Source organism: Phytoamicus setariae, from assembly GCF_016722925.1.
Classification (GTDB): domain Bacteria; phylum Pseudomonadota; class Alphaproteobacteria; order Rhizobiales; family Rhizobiaceae; genus Rhizobium_E; species Rhizobium_E setariae.
Map to the genome: position 1 here is coordinate 113502 of NZ_JAEQNC010000008.1, position 13853 is coordinate 127354.

The 13853-nt window shown below is 63.2% G+C and carries 11 protein-coding genes and 1 pseudogene; 11 read left to right on the forward strand and 1 reads right to left on the reverse strand.

Annotation, left to right across the window (positions count from 1 at the left end):
• The first annotated feature begins 19 nt into the window (after positions 1-19).
• Positions 20-1006 (forward strand): sugar-binding protein, encoded by a 987-nt coding sequence (locus tag JJB09_RS15605; protein ID WP_201659958.1) that lies wholly within the window; start codon positions 20-22, stop codon positions 1004-1006.
• Positions 1007-1060: 54 nt separating this feature from the next.
• Here JJB09_RS15605 and JJB09_RS15610 read toward each other — a convergent pair whose 3' ends face one another.
• Positions 1061-2002, reverse strand: coding sequence for an NAD(P)-dependent oxidoreductase (locus JJB09_RS15610; RefSeq protein WP_201659960.1), 942 nt, complete (start codon positions 2000-2002; stop codon positions 1061-1063).
• A gap of 318 nt (positions 2003-2320) precedes the next feature.
• Between JJB09_RS15610 and JJB09_RS15615 the strand changes: the two are divergent.
• The 10 genes and pseudogenes from JJB09_RS15615 to JJB09_RS15660 all read left to right on the forward strand — a co-directional run bounded on the left by JJB09_RS15615 (position 2321) and on the right by JJB09_RS15660 (position 13845).
• A pseudogene (locus JJB09_RS15615) lies at positions 2321-3136 on the forward strand (IS6 family transposase).
• Between the two features lie 5 nt (positions 3137-3141).
• Positions 3142-4611, forward strand: a complete 1470-nt coding sequence (locus JJB09_RS15620; protein ID WP_201659962.1) for an amidase family protein — start codon at positions 3142-3144, stop codon at positions 4609-4611.
• Positions 4584-6149 (forward strand): ABC transporter substrate-binding protein, encoded by a 1566-nt coding sequence (locus JJB09_RS15625; RefSeq protein ID WP_201659964.1) that lies wholly within the window; start codon positions 4584-4586, stop codon positions 6147-6149. The genes JJB09_RS15620 and JJB09_RS15625 overlap by 28 nt, the downstream gene beginning before the upstream one ends.
• Before the next feature lie 63 nt (positions 6150-6212).
• Entirely contained in the window at positions 6213-7193 is a 981-nt protein-coding gene (locus tag JJB09_RS15630) for an ABC transporter permease (RefSeq protein WP_201659966.1), read from the forward strand.
• Between the two features lie 10 nt (positions 7194-7203).
• Positions 7204-8112, forward strand: coding sequence for an ABC transporter permease subunit (locus tag JJB09_RS15635; protein ID WP_201660327.1), 909 nt, complete (start codon positions 7204-7206; stop codon positions 8110-8112).
• Entirely contained in the window at positions 8112-9935 is a 1824-nt protein-coding gene (locus tag JJB09_RS15640) for a dipeptide ABC transporter ATP-binding protein (RefSeq protein WP_201659968.1), read from the forward strand. The genes JJB09_RS15635 and JJB09_RS15640 overlap by 1 nt, the downstream gene beginning before the upstream one ends.
• Positions 9925-10683, forward strand: coding sequence for a DeoR/GlpR family DNA-binding transcription regulator (locus JJB09_RS15645; RefSeq protein WP_201659970.1), 759 nt, complete (start codon positions 9925-9927; stop codon positions 10681-10683). The genes JJB09_RS15640 and JJB09_RS15645 overlap by 11 nt, the downstream gene beginning before the upstream one ends.
• Entirely contained in the window at positions 10676-11953 is a 1278-nt protein-coding gene (locus tag JJB09_RS15650; RefSeq protein WP_201659973.1) for a Zn-dependent hydrolase, read from the forward strand. Before JJB09_RS15645 ends, JJB09_RS15650 begins: the two co-directional genes overlap by 8 nt.
• Before the next feature lie 10 nt (positions 11954-11963).
• Positions 11964-12893: a phosphotransferase gene (locus JJB09_RS15655; protein ID WP_201659976.1), complete on the forward strand. Its 930-nt coding sequence runs from the start codon at positions 11964-11966 to the stop codon at positions 12891-12893.
• 13 nt (positions 12894-12906) lie between these two features.
• Positions 12907-13845 (forward strand): choline/ethanolamine kinase family protein, encoded by a 939-nt coding sequence (locus JJB09_RS15660; protein ID WP_201659978.1) that lies wholly within the window; start codon positions 12907-12909, stop codon positions 13843-13845.
• Positions 13846-13853 lie beyond the last annotated feature (8 nt).

Below are 13853 nucleotides of genomic sequence, written 5' to 3' on the forward strand. Positions count from 1 at the left end.
GTTTCAACGGGAGGAATCGATGAGAAAGTTATTGTTGCTCGCAGTCTCAGTTCTGGCTCTCTCGGCAGGGCAGGCGCTTGCCAAGAAACAGCTTGTCATCGTCGTGAAAGGCCTCGACAATCCATTCTTCGAGGCGATGAACCAGGGTTGCCAGAAATGGAACAAGGAAAACCCTGATTCCGAATATGAATGCTTCTACACCGGTCCGGCATCTTCATCCGATGAAGCCGGCGAGGCGCAGATCATCCAGGATATGCTGGGCAAGGCGGAGACCGCCGCTATCGCCATCTCGCCGTCCAATGCCAAGCTGATCGCCCAGACCCTGAAGACCGCCAATCCGCAGGTGCCGGTGATGACCCTCGACGCCGACCTTGCTGCCGAGGACTCGGCGCTGCGCAAGACCTATCTCGGAACCGACAACTACCTGATGGGCGCCCGGATCGGCGAATACATCAAGAAAGCCAAGCCGAACGGCGGCAAGATCTGCACGATCGAGGGCAATCCCGGGGCCGACAACATCCTGCGCCGGGCGCAGGGGATGCGCGATACGCTGACCGGCCAGAAGGGCCTCGCCGAACTGAAGGGCGAGGGCGGCTGGACGGAAGTCGCTGGTTGCCCCGTCTTCACCAATGACGATGGCGCCAAGGGTGTTCAGGCGATGACCGACATTCTTGCCGCGAATCCCGACCTTGACGCATTCGGCATCATGGGCGGCTGGCCGCTGTTCGGGGCGCCGCAGCCCTATCGCGATCTATTCAAGCCAATGGCCGACAAGATCGCCAAGAACGAGTTCGTCATCGGGGCCGCCGACACCATCGGCGACGAAGTGGCGATCGCCAAGGATGGTCTGGTGACGGCGCTCGTCGGACAGCGACCGTTCGAAATGGGCTACAAGGCGCCCACGGTGATGCTCGACCTGATCGCTGGCAAGCAGGTGGAGGATCCGGTTTTCACCGGGCTTGACGAATGCACCAAGGATACGGTCGATACCTGCATCCAAAAGTGAGCGTGTGCCGGTGGGGCGCTCGATCTTTGGCGCTCCACCTCGCGACTGGCGATTTCAGGCCCCGTCGCTCTCGTGCTTTTCCGGCGGGGTCAGATCGACGCCGTTGATTCGGCCGATATGGGTCGCCAGCATCGGGATGTACTGGTCGGCGCCGCCTGTGGCCGCAAGTCCGGCGAACGAATTTTTTGCCGCGTTGCCCAACGGATTGGCGACGCCCACCGCGTCGGCCATCGATTCCAGATAGGTCAGATCCTTCAGCGCATTGGCGATGGTGAACTTGTGGGCATCGCGGTCACCCTCCAGCGTCCATTTCATGAAGGTCTGGTAGAAGCCGCAGTCCATCCGGCTGTCGCGGATGATGCTGTCGAAGCGATCGGGCGAGATGCCCACCTTCTGCGCTAGCGCCAAAGCTTCGGAGTAAAGCGCGGCGTAGCCGAGCGACAGGAAATTGTTCAACAGCTTCATGCGGTGGCCGTCGCCGGTGGCGCCGATATGAACGACGCGACCGGCCCAGGTGTCGAACACTGGTGTCAGTCGGGCGAAGATGGCGTCGGAAGCGCCGACCATGGTGTCGAGTGTGCCAGCCCATGCTTCCTTGGGTGTGCGGCCGAGCGGCGCGTCGACAAGATCGACACCGATCGTCGACAGTTCGGCCGCAAGCGCGATTGTCGAGTCGGGATCGGACGTCGAGCAGTCGACGACAACGGAACCCGGTTTCAAACCGGTCTTCAGCCCATCCGGCCCGCGGACGATCGCTTCGACTTCCCGCGAACTGGTGACGCAGAGGAAGACGATGGTCGAATGTGCCGCGACGTCGCCGGGCGTGGAAACTTCCGTGGCGCCCCTTGCGATCATGTCTTCGGCGGGCGCCCGGTTCTTGCGGCCGAGAAAGGTCAGCGGATAGCCCTTCTCGACGATGTTCTTGGCAATGCCGTGCCCCATCAGGCCGAGGCCGATGAAGCCGATTTGTTCTCTTGCGTTAGCGGTCGTAATCATCTTCTCTACTCACCCCGGCGCTTGGTGGGTTGGCGATTTCCTTCAGGCAGGATTTCGCGTTTCTGGCAAGGAAGCAATTGCCGCGCGCGTGCCGGCAGACTGCGCTCACCCACATGTCATCTCGATGCGGAAATTATTTCCGCATGGTCGTCGGTGCACGGGGTGTCACAAACTTGAATCGATCGGGCCAAATTGATTCCAATAGGTCGTTGGACGAAACGGCACTGCAAGCCGATAGTTCCTGCATGTATGTCGAGATCACTTCTATCGGCACTGTAACGTTAACCGGGCATCGATCAAAATGTGGGATCTGGCGGCATTACCAGACTTGCCCGTGATCCTTTTTATCGACGGCACCGATATTCAGTGGGAGTGATTGCCCATGCCGTTTGGCCCTATTTCCGTTTTCCACTCAGTCTGCGCATGGTCGAGGATATGCTTGCAGCGCGTTGCGTTACCGTCTCTCACCAGACCGTGAGGCTCTGGGCGGAGAAGTTCGGCCGGCATTTCGCCAAGGATACTCGCAAGCGATCAGCCGGCAGGCTCGGTGACAAATAGCACCTCGATGAGGTTGTCATCACTATCGCCTGCAAGAAACACTGGCTCTGGCATGCCGTCGATCAGGATGGTTTCGTCGTTGGTGTCCTGGTCCAGAGCCGCCGCAATACCGCGACTGCAAAGCGTTTGATGCGAAAGCTCCTGAAAAGACAGGGCCGTTTGCCGCGCGTGATGATCACCGACAAGCTTCGATCCTATGATGCGGCGAAGCAGGAAATCATGCCCGGTGTTGAGCATCGCTCCTACAAGGGCCTGACCAATCGGGGCGAGAATTCTCATCAGCCTATCCGACGGCGTGAGAGGATCATGAAACGCTTCAAGTCTGCCAGGCAGCTTCAGCGCTTTGCTTCCATCCACGATCCGTTCGTCAACCTCTTTCATATCCCCCGCCACGACAAACCATCCGCTCACCATCGCGAACTGGGAGCAACAGCCATGCAGATGTGCAACGAGATCGCTCATCTCGCAGCCTGCGCAGGCATCTTCTCCTCCTTTTTCGCAAAAGAACTTTTAAGTTTACAGTGCCACATTGACAACTTCCACAAATTCAACATAAATCCACATAGACGGAGATGATGGTCGTGGATTTTTCGATTCTTGCACTCAGATCGGCAATAGCATCGGGCAGCCTCACTTCGGAGGCGCTCGTCCAGGAGTGCCTGGCGCGCATCAAGCGGCTGAACCCCGTCGTCAACGCTTTCAGTCAGGTCTACGAGGTGGAGGCGCTGGAAGAGGCGCGGGCCTGTGACCGGGAGGCGGCTCAGGGCCGGTTGCGCGGTCCGCTCCACGGCATTCCGATGGGCGTCAAGGACCTCTTCTTCGTGGCGGACCGCCTGTGCCAGCGCGGCTCGGCCGCCTATCGTAATTTCGCTCCCAAGGCGACGGCGCCGATCGTCCAGCGGATGATGGACGCCGGATCGATCATGATCGGCAAGACCACAACCACCGAGATGGGCTGGTCCGGTTCGAGCAATTCCGAATTTTACGGTCCGACCCGCAATCCATGGAACCCCGACCTAACAAGCGGCGGCTCCAGTTCCGGGTCCGGCGCGGCGCTCGCCGCGCGCATGGTGCCGATTGCGCTCGGATCCGATGGCGGCGGTTCCGTGCGCATCCCGGCGGCCTTCTGCGGAATCTTCGCCATGAAGGGGTCGCTCGGGCGCGTGCCCGCCTGGCCGTGGAGCGCGACGGAAATGCTGTCGCATGCCGGCCCCATGAGCCTGTCGGCCAAGGACAGCGCGCTGCTGTTCAACATCGCCAAGGGCCCGGACCCGCGTGATCACCTAGCCCTGCCGGATGATGGCGAGGACTATACGGAGATGCGATCGGTCAAGACGCTGCGCGTCGGCTTCGCCCCGACCCTGTTCGGCTTCGATGTGGCACCGGAGATCGCGCGCGTGGTCAACGAGGCTGTGGGCTCCATTGCCCGCGGGCTCGACATCGACGTTCGCCCGGTCGCGCCGGACTGGTCGGATCCGATCGACATCTTCGAGACGCTCTGGGTGGCGGGCAGGGGGGTCGCGTATGGCGCCCAGGCCGATATTTCCAGCTTCGGCAGCGGTTTCCGTGGACTGGTGGAGGCCTCGGCGGCATACGATCTCGGTGACTATCTCTCGGCGATGAAGGTGCGCGCGGAATTTTCCGGCAGCGTGCATGTGCTGTTCGAGGATATCGATCTTCTGCTCCTGCCGACGGTGCCCGTCGAACCGTTTTCCGCCGACCGGGAGGCGCCGGAAGGCTTTGCGTCCCCGTCGCAGACGCTCGCCTGGACCGGCTGGACGCCCTTTACCTACCCCTTCAACCTTTCCGGCAATCCGGCGGCCTCGCTGCCCTGCGGCTTGACGGCGGGTGGTCTGCCGGTCGGCCTGCAGGTCGTCGGCCGCCGCTATGCCGACGCGCTTGTCATGGCGTTCTGCCAGCAGGCCGAAGATTACGTTTTCAAAAATAAAATACCTCCGCTTGTCGTTGCTGGCGGCAAAGCGGGGTGGGGAACACCCAGCAACCCAACTGTGGAGATGTCGTCATGGAATTCAACAGGAGAGCATTCCTAAAAAGTTCGGCGCTCGCTGGCCTTGCCGTCGGCCTGCCGGTTCTCAATACCGCGTTTTTCGTCGATCCGGCACATGCCGCTGAAGGCAAAGTCATCAACTTCATGTCGGCAGAGAACCTGACCGGCAATTGGGACCCGTCGTCCCACACGACGCTGGCCCAGATCAACCTCGAAAGCTTCGTGTTCGGTTATCTGACCCGCGCACCGATGCGGCCGGACAATCCGGACGAACTGGTGATGGAGCTCGCGACGGACATGAAGCTCGTCGACGAGCATACGCTCGAGTTCACGTTGCGCGAAGGCGTGACCTTCCATGACGGCAAGCCGTTCACGGCTGAAGACGTGAAAGCGACCTTCGAATATGCCAGCCAGCCCGACCGGCCGGCGGCCTGGTATCCGGGTCCCTGCGAGGTCGAGGTGGTCAGCGATCATGTCGCGCGCATCAAGACGGACAAGGGCGGTTATCCGGCGAGCCTCTTCTGGTTCCTGTCGGCCTTCCTGCCGATCATGTCGGCAAAGGATGTTGCCGATCCGAAGACGCTTTCGTCCCGTCCGAACGGCACGGGCGCCTTCAAGTTCGCCCGTCAGGAGGGCAACACCACCGTGCTCGAAGCCTTCGACGGCTTTTATCTCGGCAAGCCGACCCTTCCGGGCATCAATTTCAGCTTCGTCGGCGACGCCACGACCCGCACGCTGGCGCTCCTGAACGGCGAGGCCGATCTCATCGAACGGCTTGAGGCCGAGCAGGTCCAGACCATCGAGGAGGCGGGCGGCTACAAGCTGAACAAGGCAGTCTCCGTCGAGAACAAGTATCTCTGGTTCCGCTGCTCCAAGCCGCCCTTCAACGATCCGCGCGTGCGCAAGGCGGCGGCCCATGCCATCGACCGCACCGTGCTTCTCGACATTCTCGGGGTGTCCGGCCATGCCTCCAAGGCCTGGATTTCGCCTGTGAAGTTCGGCTACATCGATACGCCGAACTATCCCGAGTACAATCCGGAGGAAAGCCAGCGCCTTTTGGCGGAGGCCGGCTTCCCAAAGGGCGAGGGCCTGCCCGAACTCGAATACATCACCTCGGTCGGTTTCTACCCCAAGACCAAGGAATATGGCGAGGTCATCACGGCGATGCTCCAGGAGCAGGGGTTCCCCGTGAAGCTCAACGTCATGGAGGTTGCGGCCTGGAACGAGCGCCTCTACGACCGGCCAGGCGGTGGACCGGGTCACATGATCGACTGCGGCTGGTCGACAGGCTCGCCGGAACCGGACCTCGTGCTGCGCACCCACTTCCACTCAAGCTCGAAACGCATCTGCGGCATCGAGGACAAGGATCTGGATGCGGTGCTCGACAAGGAGCGCAACACGCTTGATCCTGCGGCCCGCAAGGCGGTGATCCAGAACGAGGTCATGCCGATGCTTGCCGACAAGGTGCCGGCGCTGTCGTTGTTCACCTCGGTCTTCATCCACGCCATGCGAGACGGACTGGATGGCATGTACTTCTATCCGAATGGCATGATGGACGCGAACAAGGCGACCCTGGTCTGATTGCAAAGGCGGCCGCCTGTCGATGGCGGCCGCACCAATTCCGATCGGTTCAAGGGGAATCGGATGTTCGTTCTGGCGTTTCTGTTGAGACGGTTCCTGCAAGGGATCCTGATCATCCTGCTCGTGACCTTCATCATTTTCACGCTGCTGCGTGTAGTGCCGGGCGATCCGGCGCGTCTCATCGTCGGCGGCATGGCGCCCGACGAGGTGGTGGCGATGAAGGCGAAGGAGCTCGGCCTCGACCGGCCCATTCCGGTTCAGTTTCTGTCCTATGTCGGTGATCTCGTGACCGGCGATCTCGGCACGTCCTTCGTCCGGCCGAAGAGCGGCGCAAGCCTCGGAGGTGCTGCTTTCGACGACGAGACGCGCGAGGAACGCGCCAAGGTGCTGGAACTCATCCTCGGCTCGCTGCCGATGACGCTGCAACTCGCCGCATTGGCGCTGGCCTTCGCGCTACTCGTCGCCGTGCCGCTCGGCACTGCCGGCGGCCTCTATCCCGGCCGCTGGCCCGACAAGCTGGCGCTGGCGATCGGATCGATCTGTGTATCCACACCGAATTTCTGGCTGGGTATCGTTCTGACGCTGTTTCTGTCGGTGAAGCTGAAACTGTTTCCGGCCATCGGCTACCGCGGCTTCAGCTACACCATCCTGCCGGCCATCGTGCTGGCGGTGGAGATTGTGCCCTTCATCCTGCGCACGCTCACCGTCTCCGTGGCGCAGGTGATGCGGGAGGAATTCATCCAGCTTGCGCCGATCCGGGGCTTGAGCCGCAGCCGCACCATCTTCTCGCATGCCCTCGGTAATTCTGCGATCCCGCTGATCAACCTACTAGGGGTGCAGCTCGGCATGCTGCTCGGCGGCGTCCTCGTCATCGAGTTCATCTTCGACTATCCGGGCCTCGGCCTCCTGACGATCAACGCCGTGCTGCAGCGCGACTTTCCGCTGATCCAGGGGATAGCGATCTTCATTTCCGTGATGTTCGTGGCGATCAACGTCCTCGTCGACCTGATCGCGATGACCATCGATCCGAGGCTGGAGTACTGACGTGACCGATATCGTTCAGCCGACCGTCGCGCCGCGCGCCGCCGCAAGGCGTGGCGTCACCCCCACCCGGCGCATCCTCCAGATCGCCGCCGCGCGCACCGACTTCCGCATCGGCCTCATTGGTTTCAGCCTGCTCGTCGGGCTGGCGATCTTCCTGCCGCTGATCAGTTCGATCGACCCGATCAAGATCGCCTACACCTCCAAGCTGCTTCCGCCGTTCCCGGCCGAAGGGTGGAAATGGCCGCATGTGCTCGGCACAGACCAGCTGGGCCGCGACGTCCTGATGCGCTGCCTGGTGGGGCTTCGCTATTCGCTGATGATCGGCATCACCACGGTGGTCCTGATGTTCATCGTCGGGTGCAGCCTCGGCCTCTATGCGGGCTTCCGCGGCGGCTGGGTCGATGCCGTCATCATGCGGCTCACGGATGCGCAGCTGTCGATCCCGATGATCATCCTCGCCATCACCATTCTCGGCGTCTCGCGACCGACGGTGCCGGCGATCATCCTCGTGCTCGGCCTGTCGGGCTGGCCGCTCTATGCCCGCGTCGCCCGCTCGGTGGCGCTCGGCGAGCGCAATCGCGGCTATGTGTTGGGTGAGCGCGTGCTTGGCGCGTCCGACATCCGGATCATGCTGCTCTTCGTCGCGCCGGTCGTGCTGCCGCCGATCGCCTTCGTGGCGGTTCTCGACATCGCCCGCATGATGATCTTCGAGTCCATCCTCGGCTTCCTCGGTCTCGGCGTTCAGCCGCCGACGCCGACCTTCGGCAACGTCATCGCCGATGCCCGGAAATATCTGCTCAATGCCTGGTGGATCGCCACCATGCCCGGCGTGTTCATGCTGGTCTCGCTCACATGCCTCAACATCATGGGATCGGCACTGGAGCGCGCCCGTAACGCGGTTCTGAGAGGAGAGGCGTGATGAACGATCCCATTCTCGCCGTCTCCGGCCTCGGCGTCGATCTGCAACGGGAAGGCGGCAGCCGGCGGATCGTCGACAATGTCAGTTTCGCGCTGGCCCCCGGCGAAGTGCTCGGCCTCGTGGGCGAGGCCGGTTCCGGCAAGTCGGTGCTGGCGCGAGCGCTGGTGCGCGCGATTTCCTCGCCGCTGGAGATCACGTCCGGCAAGGTCGTCTTCGAGGGGCGCGACGTGCTCACCCTCGATGCACGCGGTTTGCGATCGGTGCGCGGCAACCGCATCGGCTTCATCGGCGCGAATCCGATGGGATCGCTCGATCCGCGCCTGCCCATCGGCAACCAGATCATCGAGAAGCTGCGCTGCGTGCAGCCGAAGATCGGACGTGCGGAAGCGCGGGAAAAGGTGCTCGACCTGCTCGGCCGTGTTCGCATCCCGTCGCCGAATGCCCGGTTCCACGAAGCGCCGTTCCAGTTTTCCGGCGGAATGATGCAGCGGGTTATGATTGTCGATGCGCTGATCTCCGATCCCTCTCTGGTGATCGCCGACAACATCACCCAGCCACTCGACGTAACCGTGGCGGCGCAGATCATCCGCCTGATCGACAGCCTGCGACAAAGCCTCGATACGGCCTTCTTGTTCATCTCCTCGTCGTTGCCGGTGGTCGCGCAGATCGCGGAAAGGACGCTGGTCATGCAGCGCGGCCGGATCGTCGAAGAGGGGCCGACGGCAAGCCTGGCGGTGAGCCCGCAGCAAGCCTATACCCGGACGCTGCTCGCCCGTATCCCGCCGATCTGGAAGGATGTGGCAGCGCCCGCCGCCACCGAAGGCAAGCCGGTGCTGACAGTCGACAATGCCATGCGGTCCTACCTCGTGCGCAAGCGTGGATCCTTCAACAGCTACAATGAAGTCAAGGCCGTGCGCGACGTCTCCTTCATCGTGAAGGCCGGCGAGAACTTCGGCATCGTTGGCGAAAGCGGTTGCGGGAAGTCGACGCTGACCCGCCTTCTCGCCTGGCTGGAACGGCCGGACAGCGGCCGCATCGCCTTTCTCGGCGAGGACCTCTCGCATCTCTCGGCCCGATCGCTGACCGAGATGCGCAAGTCGTTCCAGCTCCTCTTGCAGGACCCCTATGGCTCGCTGCCGGCCGGCATGCCCGTCCAGCGCATGATCGAGGAACCGTTGCTCATCCACGGGGTCGATCGTACGCAGACGGCGCGGCTCGCACAGGAGGCGATGGTCGAAGTGGGGCTCGATCTGGAGCTTGCGGATCGGCTGCCGGTAGGCCTCAGTGCCGGGCAGCGCCAGCGTATCAACATCGCCCGCGCGCTGGTGCTGAACCCTCGCCTGCTCATTCTCGACGAGACGCTGTCGGCGCTCGATCAGGTGGAGCAGGCGGAGTTGCTGGACCTCTTCACGCGGCTTCAGGCGACGCACGGTTTTTCCTATGTTTTCATCTCGCACGATCTCGCGCTGGTGCGCAGGATGTGCCACCGTATCGCGGTCATGTATCTCGGACGAATCGTCGAACTCGCCGACAACGCCACGCTGTTCGAACAGCCGCACCACCCCTATACGCGGGCGCTGCTGAGTGCGATGCCGACGCTGGAGGACAACCGTTTTCCGCGTCCCGAATACCTGCTGGACGGCGAACCGCCGAGCCCGATCGATCTGCCGCAGGGCTGTTCGTTCCGCTCGCGTTGTCCGCGCGCCCAGGCCGATTGCATGACAAACGATCCGCCGCTGTTGGCGCTCGGCGGCGGCAATTCCGTTGCCTGCCTGCACAGGCACGCGGCGCTGCAAGTGAAGGAGACCGTCGATGTCGAGTGAGATCCGCAAGGAAGCCATTCTGGAGCGGCTGGATCGCGATCAGCGCGTCAGCGTGCTCGAATTATCGACGGAATTCGGCGTTTCGGGTGAGACGATCCGGCGTGACCTCAAGGACCTCGAGGCCGAGGGGGCCGTGCGGCGCGTGCATGGCGGCGCCATCCCGGCCGGGCGCACCGCCGACACGCCGATCACGGAGCGCATCAAGCTGAATGCGCTGGAAAAGGACGATGTCGCCGGGCTGGCCCATCGGCTGATCAACGACGATTGCGTCATCTTCCTCGACACGGGCACGACGACGCTGGCGCTGGCGAGACGGCTGGTCGGCTTCAAGAAGCTCCGCCTTTACACCAATTCGCTGCGCATCGCGCAGGCTGCCTGCGAACATTTCGGGGTACAGGTGCAGATGACACCCGGCCATCTCCGTTCGGTGGAGCAGGACCTCGTGGGCTACGACACGATCTCCTATATCCAGCAGTTCCATTTCGACATGGTGTTCATGGGGGCCGCCGCCATTAATGCGGACTATGGCTTCATGGATTTCGAGGAAGACGAGGCGCGTATCCGCCAGGTTCTGCTGAAGCAGACGTCGAGAAGCGTCATGCTCGCCGATCATTCCAAGTTCGGCAAGGTCGGCAATGTCATCACCGCACCGTTCGGCCGCGTCCATACGCTCGTGACGAACCGGATACCGCCCGAAGACATCGTCGTGGCGGGCCGTGCGGAGCAACTGGAGATCGTCCATGGATAACAGCGGGACGGTCGCGGATCACGACGGGCTGTCGGCGATCTTTGACAGGATATCGGCCATCGGCGCGCACTCCGGCCAAGGCGTGACGCGGCTTGCGGCGAGCGCCGAAGACGGCGCGGCGCGTGCCATCTTCGCCGAATGGATGACGCGTGGCGGCGCGCGCATGGCTGAGGATGCGGTGGGCAACCAGTTCGCCTGTTTCGACTGGGCGGGAGAAAATGCGCCCTGGGTCTTCGCGGGCTCGCATCTCGACACCCAGCCGCGTGGCGGACGCTTCGACGGCACGCTCGGCGTGCTCTCCGCAGGCTGCGCCGCACTCGGCCTTCAAGCGGAAAAGCAGGCCGGGGGCTTCAAGTCAGCCCGCAATCTCGCCGTCGTCAACTGGACGAACGAGGAGGGCGCGCGCTACCAGCCGAGTCTCACGGGCAGCGCTGTCTTCTCCGGTGCGTTACCGCTCGGCGAAGCCCTCGCGCTGCGTGACGGCGCGGGAATTTCGCTCGGTGACGCGCTTGCCGGGATCGGCATCGTCGGCGAAACGGGCTCGGTTCCGCCGCGGCCGGAGGCCTATGTCGAACTGCATGTCGAGCAGGGCCGGACGCTTACGGAGGCGGGCTGCCGCGTCGGCACCGTCGAAGGCACGTGGGCGGCGCGAAAGATGACCGTCCGCTGGATCGGCCGTGCCGCGCATACCGGCCCGACGCCCATGGCTGACCGCTGCGACGCCCTTCTTGCGGCGGCGCTGGGCATTGCCGCGTTCGAGGCGGTGATGGCGGAACACTATCCGCGCCTTCACCGCTCCGCCGCGCGGCTTGTGGTCGAGCCGAATTCGCCGAATGTGGTGGTGGAGCGCGCCACCGTCTGGTTCGAATTGCGTGGCCTCGACATCTCAGAACTCGACAGGGCGGGGAAGGCGGTTCTCACCGCCTTCGAGACGGCGGCCGTCGATACCGGCACCCGGCTGGAGGTTTCCGCCGATGCGCTGCGGGCGCCGGCCGGCATGGATGGCGGACTTGTGGCAATCGTTGACCACACCGCGCGGTTATGTGGCTTTGAGCCACTCGCCATGCGGTCCGTTGCGGGCCACGATGCGGTCGCCCTCCAGAACAGCGGCATTCCCTCCGCCCTGATCTTCATTCCGAGCGTGGACGGCATCGCGCACCACCCGGACGAACTGACGCTTGCGGAAGACATGCAGGCCGGGCTGACGGTGCTGACGGCGGTGCTTCGGCATCTGGCGGAAGGCGGCTATGGCAACGGACAGGCACGGTAGGAGGAGCGCCATGCAGACGGACAATGCACTTCATGCCGCGCTCGAGCGGGGCGGCTTTCGCGGCGCGGTGCTCTCCCCGCCGATTGGCGGCGTCGTGTCTCCGATCCATCGGGCGGTCGAGAACCATTGCTGCTTTGCGACGGCAGCCGGCGCGAAGCCGGTCTTCGTCAAGCGCCGCCACGATGACATGGCGGCCTTCATCGAGCCTACGCGGGTGATGGAGGCAAGCCGCAAGGCCGGCGAACTCGGCATAGCGCCCCGGCTGCTGCATGCGGATCCGGACGATGGGGTTCTGGTGTTCGAGGCGCTCGGCGAGGATTGGCGATGGGGGCATGCGGACGTGCTGCGCCACCCGGCGGTTCTGGAAAGCCTGCTCGCTGCCAAGCGGAAATTCCATACGGCGGCGGCGCTTTCAGAAATGCGTAGCGTGTTCGATCTCGTCTTGGCCTATCGCCATTTGGCAGCATCGCCCGAGGTGACGTTGCCCGCTCCGGTCCAGACGGTTTCGGCGGCGGTCGATCGCATCGCGGCGGCGATTGCGGCTGCCGGTTTCGATACGGTTGCCTGCCATGCGGACGGGGCGTCGTCCAACGTCATGGTGGGGCCTGGTGATGCGGTTCAGCTTGTCGATTTCGAATGGGCGCGTCAGGCGGACCCCGCCCACGATCTCGGAACCGTGCTTGCCGAGCTGTTGCCCTTCGACGGCGAGGCGCTGCTCGCGGTGGAGATCGCGACGGGCAGGCCGGACGCACAGATCCTTGCCCGCGCCCGGCTCTATGGCGCGGCCGACGATCTGATGTGGGCGATCTGGGGCTTCATCAATGCGGCGCACTCGCCGCGCAAGCATGTTGAGTTTTTCAAATATGCCGAGTGGCGTCTGCTCAGGGCCCGCACGGTGATCGAGGGGCCGCGTTTCGAAACGTGGTTGAAGCAGGTCTAGCGGGAGAGATGCGATGAGACGCAGGTTGGGTGAAGGGGCGGCCCCGGCGGAGCGGGCCATCGAGCAGGCGATTTGTGCCGTGGCGGACTGGCGGGAACGGGACATTTCCTACGAGCCGGTTCCCGGCGGCATCAGCAATCCGAACTGGCGTGTCCATGTCGGCGGCGCGGCGCACAGCTTCTTCGTCAAAATCCCCGGTGAGGGGACCGCGATGTTCATCGACCGCCGGACCGCGAACGAGGCGGGCCGAAAAGCCCACGCAGCAGGGGTAGGTGCCCGCATCATCGATTTCTTCCCGGAGACGGGCGTCGAGGTCAGCGAATTTGTCGACGGTCTCAAGACGTCCACAAACGGCGATTTCCTCGATCCGGTCGTCCGCTTCAACGGGCTTCGGGCGCTGAAGGCCTTCAACGACAGCCCGCCGCTTTCCCAGGTCAAGACCACCTTTGACATGATCGACGAGCATTTCCAGCAGGTCCTCGTGCTCGGCGGCGAATTTCCGCCCGATTTCGGCTGGCTCAATGCGCGCTACCGCGAGGCGCGGCAGGCGCTGGAAGCATCGGGCCTCGATCTGGCCCCTTGCATGAACGATACGCTCGCCGGCAATTTTCTGTTGCATTCCGACCGGCGGGTGATGCTGGTCGATTTCGAATATGCGTCGACCAACGACCGGGCGGCCGAACTGGCGCTTTGGTTCAGCGAAATGTGCTTCTCGCCGGAGATCGAGGCGGAAATGATCGAGGAATATTACGGCCGCGCCGACCCGGCCGTGCTGGCTCGGGTGTCGCTCTTCAAGGCACTCGTCGACCTGAAGTGGTCCACCTGGGCGATGGTCCAGAACCAGGTCTCCCGCCTCGATTTCGATTTCTTCAAATACGGCTTCTGGAAGCACATGCGGGCACGGTTCGTGATGAGCGATCCGCGCTGGTCCGAATGGCTCAGGGCCGTCTAAAGAAATTC

What these genes read in the sequence shown, in the direction of transcription:
- JJB09_RS15605 (WP_201659958.1), top strand. Translation starts at nt 20, where the DNA reads ATGAGAAAGTTATTGTTGCTCGCAGTCTCAGTTCTGGCTCTCTCGGCA.
- JJB09_RS15650 (WP_201659973.1), top strand. Translation starts at nt 10,676, where the DNA reads ATGGATAACAGCGGGACGGTCGCGGATCACGACGGGCTGTCGGCGATC.
- JJB09_RS15630 (WP_201659966.1), top strand. Translation starts at nt 6,213, where the DNA reads ATGTTCGTTCTGGCGTTTCTGTTGAGACGGTTCCTGCAAGGGATCCTG.
- JJB09_RS15625 (WP_201659964.1), top strand. Translation starts at nt 4,584, where the DNA reads ATGGAATTCAACAGGAGAGCATTCCTAAAAAGTTCGGCGCTCGCTGGC.
- JJB09_RS15655 (WP_201659976.1), top strand. Translation starts at nt 11,964, where the DNA reads ATGCAGACGGACAATGCACTTCATGCCGCGCTCGAGCGGGGCGGCTTT.
- JJB09_RS15660 (WP_201659978.1), top strand. Translation starts at nt 12,907, where the DNA reads ATGAGACGCAGGTTGGGTGAAGGGGCGGCCCCGGCGGAGCGGGCCATC.
- JJB09_RS15610 (WP_201659960.1), bottom strand. Translation starts at nt 2,002, where the DNA reads ATGATTACGACCGCTAACGCAAGAGAACAAATCGGCTTCATCGGCCTC.
- JJB09_RS15640 (WP_201659968.1), top strand. Translation starts at nt 8,112, where the DNA reads ATGAACGATCCCATTCTCGCCGTCTCCGGCCTCGGCGTCGATCTGCAA.
- JJB09_RS15645 (WP_201659970.1), top strand. Translation starts at nt 9,925, where the DNA reads ATGTCGAGTGAGATCCGCAAGGAAGCCATTCTGGAGCGGCTGGATCGC.